The sequence below is a fragment of the Bacillus sp. XF8 genome (assembly GCF_017498755.1).
GTDB lineage: Bacteria > Bacillota > Bacilli > Bacillales > Bacillaceae_G > Bacillus_A > Bacillus_A bingmayongensis.
The window spans coordinates 1-4,911 of the sequence record NZ_JAGDQK010000088.1 but is presented as its reverse complement, the minus strand read 5'-3'; the positions used below and the strand labels follow the sequence as shown (position 1 = coordinate 4,911).

The following is a 4,911-nucleotide window of genomic DNA, read 5'->3' as shown; positions in this document are numbered from 1 at the left end:
TTTGATTTCATAGGGACAATTAAGTTTGGCAGAGCAGAGATTCGAAAAGTAATTTAAAACTGTACAAAATACGGCTTATATAGAGAGAGGTTAAATAACTTCTCTCTTTTTTATTTTCTGAAAGGGAGGACGTAAAATGAAACGTATTAATAAACTATTTATCTCGATGGCTACCGTAATGGTAGTCTTTTTTTCGTTCATGGGCGGGGCGTTTGCGGAGTCGATTAATCGCATGCTTATTCCGGATTTACCTAAGCAAGCGTATCGTTACGGAGTCGGTGCATACGAGGGCGTTGTAGCTCACTCGACCGCTACACCCGAAGCGCCCGCTATTAATATCCGAAACTACGAGTCTCGTACTTGGCGAAGCGCATTCGTTCACTTCGCGACTGACTGGAACGAAACGATTCAAATCGCAGATACGAAGTACATCGCTTACGGTGCAGGTCCAGCAGCTAACAAACGATTCGTACACGTTGAATTATCGGAAACTAGTAATCCAGCGAAATTTAAATCTTCGTATGAACGTTACGTTAAATTACTAGCGAAAATCCTGAAAGACAACGGTTTAACAGTCGAACAAGGCCTTTGGACTCACGAAGATGTAACGAAGCGCCTAGGCGGTACTGATCATGAAGACCCACGTGCATACTTAGCTTCACACGATGTATCTATCGCTCAATTTAGAGCAGACGTTAAGAAAGCATACGATAATAACGAAGCGCCTGTCGTGGTTAATCCGGTAAACCCTACGGAGCCTAAGCCAGAAGTACCTAGTGTTAATCCAACTAGTGGCGTTGCATACATCGAAGGTACTAACATCAACTTACGCAAAGGTCCTGGCACAGATTACAGTGTACTCCGTAAATTGCAAAAAGCGGAATCATACATCGTTTGGGGCGAAGTAAATACGACTAGTGGAAAATGGCTTAACTTAGGCGGTAATCAATGGGTTAAATATGATTCGTCGTATATTCGATATAGTAAAGACGCAAGTACTAGCGTAGCAGGTAGCCGTGTCGTATCGAAAGTAAACGACCTAAACTTCTACACGAAAGCTACGTGGAACAAGTCGTACGTAGCCGGCACGGTTGACGCTGGACTTGGTTTTGCTATCGACGCTAAAGTTAACGTGAACGGCTCACCGCAGTATAAAGTGCACAATTCGAAAGGGAATACGTACTATATTACGGCTAGTGATTCGTATGTGAACGTGAAGTAATATGTGCGTTAAGTGATTCGTACGAAGTAGACGAAAAAGAAACCGGCTCTGTAAACTTTAACGGAGTCGGTTTACGTTTTTAGTACTCGCTAAATAGGGTCGATAGGAAGGGCAGGAAGTACAGGGTCAATCGGAAAAATAGGGTCGGTCGGATAAACTACTCCAATAAAGCCACGATTTCTAACCTCAGCACTTACTCCCTCGCTATAATCTCCTACATTCGCTACAATTCGATAGCGAATCGGATCAGTTGGAAGTATCGGGTCTGGCGGTAATATTGGGCTGGTTGGAAGTAGCGTATCTACCCACGTAAACGTAGAGTTAAAGGTATAGAACGTGTTGTCTCCCGAACCTATTTGATAATTTCCGGATACAATCGTATCTGTCAGCAACGTATTATTACGGAATAATTGATACGTTATGTTATCCACATCAAAAAAATCAATACTACCCCCGTTTCCATTTCCTGTATCTACAAAAATTTCTGTACTCATTGTTGCGTCTAGTTGAACTCTTGGCCTTTCTGCTACTGCTCGGGCAGGAACTAAAAACTCCATAATCGTGATATTGCTCGTATTTTCCGGTAAAGCAATAGGAGGTGGGTTTGGCGGCAATGGAGTAAAAAATAAGAGAGGAGTTGCAGCTGGAGTCGGTGATGGCGCTGCACCCGGAAAAGGAACGGAAACCGAACCAGGCACAGGACAAGAAATCGCAGAATGGTTACAGTTTCTTCCGTTGTTTAAGCTCACGAATAATCACACTCCTTTACGTATAAATTACGCATAATACAATAAATGGAAAGTGTGCTCGTCTCGTTTGTACGTTTACCTATCGTACATGTTATCTACGATTGGGAATGACGCTTAAATTTATCGATATAAACGTAAAAGACCGCCTATTACGGGCGGTCGATTTTTTATAATGCTTTAATGTCACGTATAAGTTCTTTAATGTCGCGTTCTTCACCTTGTTCAAACGATTGGATAAAATCGTTTAACTTAGTCTCATAACTTTTAATAGATTCTGTTTCACCTTTGACACTTTTGATATCACCTACATGCTCAAGGACTAACTTTAAATCACCTGAAAGCATCTTAGTATCGATTTCAGATAATCTTCCACCATTAGTTACTGACCTTTTTAAGTCAGTCATGGTTTTATCAGTCGTCATAAGTAATTTACGTATTGTCTCTTTAGTTTTGGAAACTTCTTTGTCAATCTCCGCTTGCTTTTTCTTTTCTTCCTTTTCGGCTCTTTCCTTCTCTTGTTTTTCTTCTTTCTCTTGTTGTTTACGTTGCTTTTCCGCCTCTTTTTCTTCAGCTTCAATCTTTTTCTTAGTCTCTTTTTCTGCTTGGTTTTGTGTCTCTTGTTTAGGTTCGTTGGAAGTCGCTTTTGCCTCATCTTTCTTGCTATCATCGTTATTTCCTACAGCAGCCACAACTAACACTATAATTACCCAGAACCACCATTTTTTATAGAACGGCTTTTTCATGCAGCATACCCCCAATATGTAATATTACGGTTACAAGTATACCAAACCTTACGGTAAATTTCTCCAATAAAAAAGAACGCCTTATCATATATAGCGTTCTCCTTAGTCCTCAATAATTGTAATTAATTCGTTAATATCCGTTATATTCAACGCTGATATTATCTTATCGAGATGTTCTCTATTTAAAGATTTCCGTTGATTGTTATATAACTCACTAATAGCGGCAGGTCTAATACCTGTTAATGCAGCTAAGTCTTTTTGAGTTTTGCCTTTCTTCTTTAAAACACTATCTAAAGTAACATGCACTTTCGGCATAGTTATCCTCCTCGTTAAAATTCGAACAATAGTAATTACTATAATTATAAGGTTTCGTAAGGAATTACGCAATAACGGAAAAATAATCATTGACAATTACGAAATAACGTAATTATAATACAAGTATGGATTACGAAATAACGGAATATTGAAAGGGGATAAACGAAATGTTTGAATTTAAAACGATTCTTAATGCTATCCAATTCATAACCTTCGAAGAATTACCCGCAGAATTACAACGTGAGATTACTAACAACGTAGATTCAATCGAAATAGAGAACGCAATATTGATGTTTAAAGTACGTAAACTAAACATCGGAGGATATCTACATACGGTCGTATATATTGAAACTGACGCTAACTATTACGTATTTACACACGTTGAGTTTAAATCAGGAGCGTCGATTAAGAAACAAGCGATAAGTAAAACGACAATCAGTATGTTCCAGTTGCTACATAAAGAGGACAGAGGAGGAAACGTACTATGTTCGCAAAACTAAACGATTACTTCGGCTTAGAAACGTTATCTGATCGTATTTGGTATTGGGGAGTCTTTGGAGTAGGCGGTATGTTGTACGCCGTCGATATGGTTATTGCTTATATCTTATAGTACGTGAATTCACGTATATACAACTGAATAACGGAAATTCTCCGATTAGCCTCTTGTAATCATCCGTTTTTAAAAACGGGATTCTTGAGGCTTAGTTTCCTATTGTCTTTTTTAGGAGATGCGGAGGTGATTTCCGAACGTGGGAACGACCTAACACCACGCTAAAAACTTGAACAGGTGAGCCTAGCCAATGTCGGAAAGTAAGGCGCTGTACTTTAGCCGCATAACCCTTCCGTGCGTGTACAGGTCTAGGCGGTTACGGCCATTAACGGTAAGGAGTGGACGCATGGCGCTTTTATGGATACGTAAAAGCGGGGTGCATCGTCAGGCGCGGTTATCTACGCGCGCATTGTGGGACATGCTGCAATGTAGAAAGACGGTGGGCGAGAGAGAAATCAATCGCCGAAGTCGGAAGGGGCGTACGCGGAAACCTCAGCCAACGACTGACGCTAGTATGTACTTTACCTCTTCGCGCCACGTTTATTTTTTAACGTGGCGCCTAGGGGTGAAGCCTGCCTCATCGTTTCCTAGACCGTCCTCCTTCCGCTAGCAAAAAGCGTAAAGACAGTCAACCCCTAAGCAAGCTTAAATTCGAAGGAAATGAGCAAGTAATAGAGAAACGTTAATAACTAAGCGAGGTGGAGGACGTAGCCCATAGCGGGAGGCGTTAGCAAGGGCTTGCCCCGTAGCGTATTAATAACGAAGAGTAAAGGCGAAGGTAAGCGGTAAAGGTAATTTCGATTCTAAGCATAAATAACGAGAGAATACGTTGATAAATCGGAGGAGGAAAGTTGTTCAGGAGTTAGGGGGAGGAGGACGAGAGTTAACGTAGATTATTGAGAATACAGTCGATAAATAAGAGGGGAGGACAGAAGGGATATATAATAGAAGGAAGTGGTCAGACTTTCGATTAGTCAGCGATATAGAAGTAAAGAAATTCGGGGAGTTTGGTAACCGTATATTTTAAGTGACTGTTGAAGTGTCACCTAAAGTGATCACAAATAAAAAGAGCACCTTATAAAAAGTGCTCATAGAAATCAGGGAAACCGTTTGTTGTCCGATTAATTATTAATTTTTATACAGAATAATGAATGTAAATAAGTGCGCTAACCGTCACCAATTCCGTCACCTTTAGTGACTCTTTAAGTCACCAATAGGTCACCTTTACGTCTAAAAACCTAGTATTAATACGTATTGGAAGCTTTCTTCTCAATCCGCTCAATCACATCCTGCAGCTCATCCGGCTTCAAAAATTCAATCGGAGAGAATCCC

At 40.5% G+C, this 4,911-nt stretch carries 7 protein-coding genes; 3 read left to right on the top strand and 4 right to left on the bottom strand.

The genetic code is table 11. From position 1 onward, the window contains the following. Window positions 1-136: 136 nt before the first annotated feature. The gene (locus J4P91_RS28225) at window positions 137-1,222 is read left to right on the top strand and encodes an N-acetylmuramoyl-L-alanine amidase (protein ID WP_207996731.1); all 1,086 of its coding nucleotides are present in this window, start codon (window positions 137-139) and stop codon (window positions 1,220-1,222) included. Window positions 1,223-1,311: 89 nt separating this feature from the next. Here J4P91_RS28225 and J4P91_RS29295 read toward each other — a convergent pair whose 3' ends face one another. From J4P91_RS29295 to J4P91_RS28210, 3 genes are all read right to left on the bottom strand, one after another. After that, on the bottom strand, window positions 1,312-1,971 hold the full coding sequence (locus J4P91_RS29295) for a hypothetical protein (RefSeq protein WP_243764060.1): 660 nt from the start codon (window positions 1,969-1,971) through the stop codon (window positions 1,312-1,314). A gap of 167 nt (window positions 1,972-2,138) precedes the next feature. Then, a complete protein-coding gene (locus J4P91_RS28215) occupies window positions 2,139-2,714 on the bottom strand; it encodes a hypothetical protein (protein WP_207996730.1) in 576 nt (191 codons plus the stop codon). A 102-nt stretch (window positions 2,715-2,816) separates the two neighbouring features. Continuing rightward, on the bottom strand, window positions 2,817-3,029 hold the full coding sequence (locus J4P91_RS28210; protein ID WP_207996729.1) for a helix-turn-helix domain-containing protein: 213 nt from the start codon (window positions 3,027-3,029) through the stop codon (window positions 2,817-2,819). 167 nt (window positions 3,030-3,196) lie between these two features. Here J4P91_RS28210 and J4P91_RS28205 point away from each other — a divergent pair, with 167 nt between their 5' ends. Both J4P91_RS28205 and J4P91_RS28200 read left to right on the top strand, forming a co-directional pair. Next, window positions 3,197-3,529: a hypothetical protein gene (locus J4P91_RS28205; RefSeq protein WP_207996728.1), complete on the top strand. Its 333-nt coding sequence runs from the start codon at window positions 3,197-3,199 to the stop codon at window positions 3,527-3,529. Further along, entirely contained in the window at window positions 3,514-3,639 is a 126-nt protein-coding gene (locus J4P91_RS28200) for a DUF3961 domain-containing protein (RefSeq protein WP_207996727.1), read from the top strand. Before J4P91_RS28205 ends, J4P91_RS28200 begins: the two co-directional genes overlap by 16 nt. A gap of 1,184 nt (window positions 3,640-4,823) precedes the next feature. Here J4P91_RS28200 and J4P91_RS28195 read toward each other — a convergent pair. Then, window positions 4,824-4,911 (bottom strand): DUF3898 domain-containing protein (locus tag J4P91_RS28195; protein ID WP_207996732.1); only part of this gene is annotated, 88 nt, incomplete at its 5' end.

What these genes read in the sequence shown, in the direction of transcription:
- J4P91_RS28225 (WP_207996731.1), top strand. Translation starts at nt 137, where the DNA reads ATGAAACGTATTAATAAACTATTTATCTCGATGGCTACCGTAATGGTA.
- J4P91_RS28215 (WP_207996730.1), bottom strand. Translation starts at nt 2,714, where the DNA reads ATGAAAAAGCCGTTCTATAAAAAATGGTGGTTCTGGGTAATTATAGTG.
- J4P91_RS28210 (WP_207996729.1), bottom strand. Translation starts at nt 3,029, where the DNA reads ATGCCGAAAGTGCATGTTACTTTAGATAGTGTTTTAAAGAAGAAAGGC.
- J4P91_RS28205 (WP_207996728.1), top strand. Translation starts at nt 3,197, where the DNA reads ATGTTTGAATTTAAAACGATTCTTAATGCTATCCAATTCATAACCTTC.
- J4P91_RS28200 (WP_207996727.1), top strand. Translation starts at nt 3,514, where the DNA reads ATGTTCGCAAAACTAAACGATTACTTCGGCTTAGAAACGTTATCTGAT.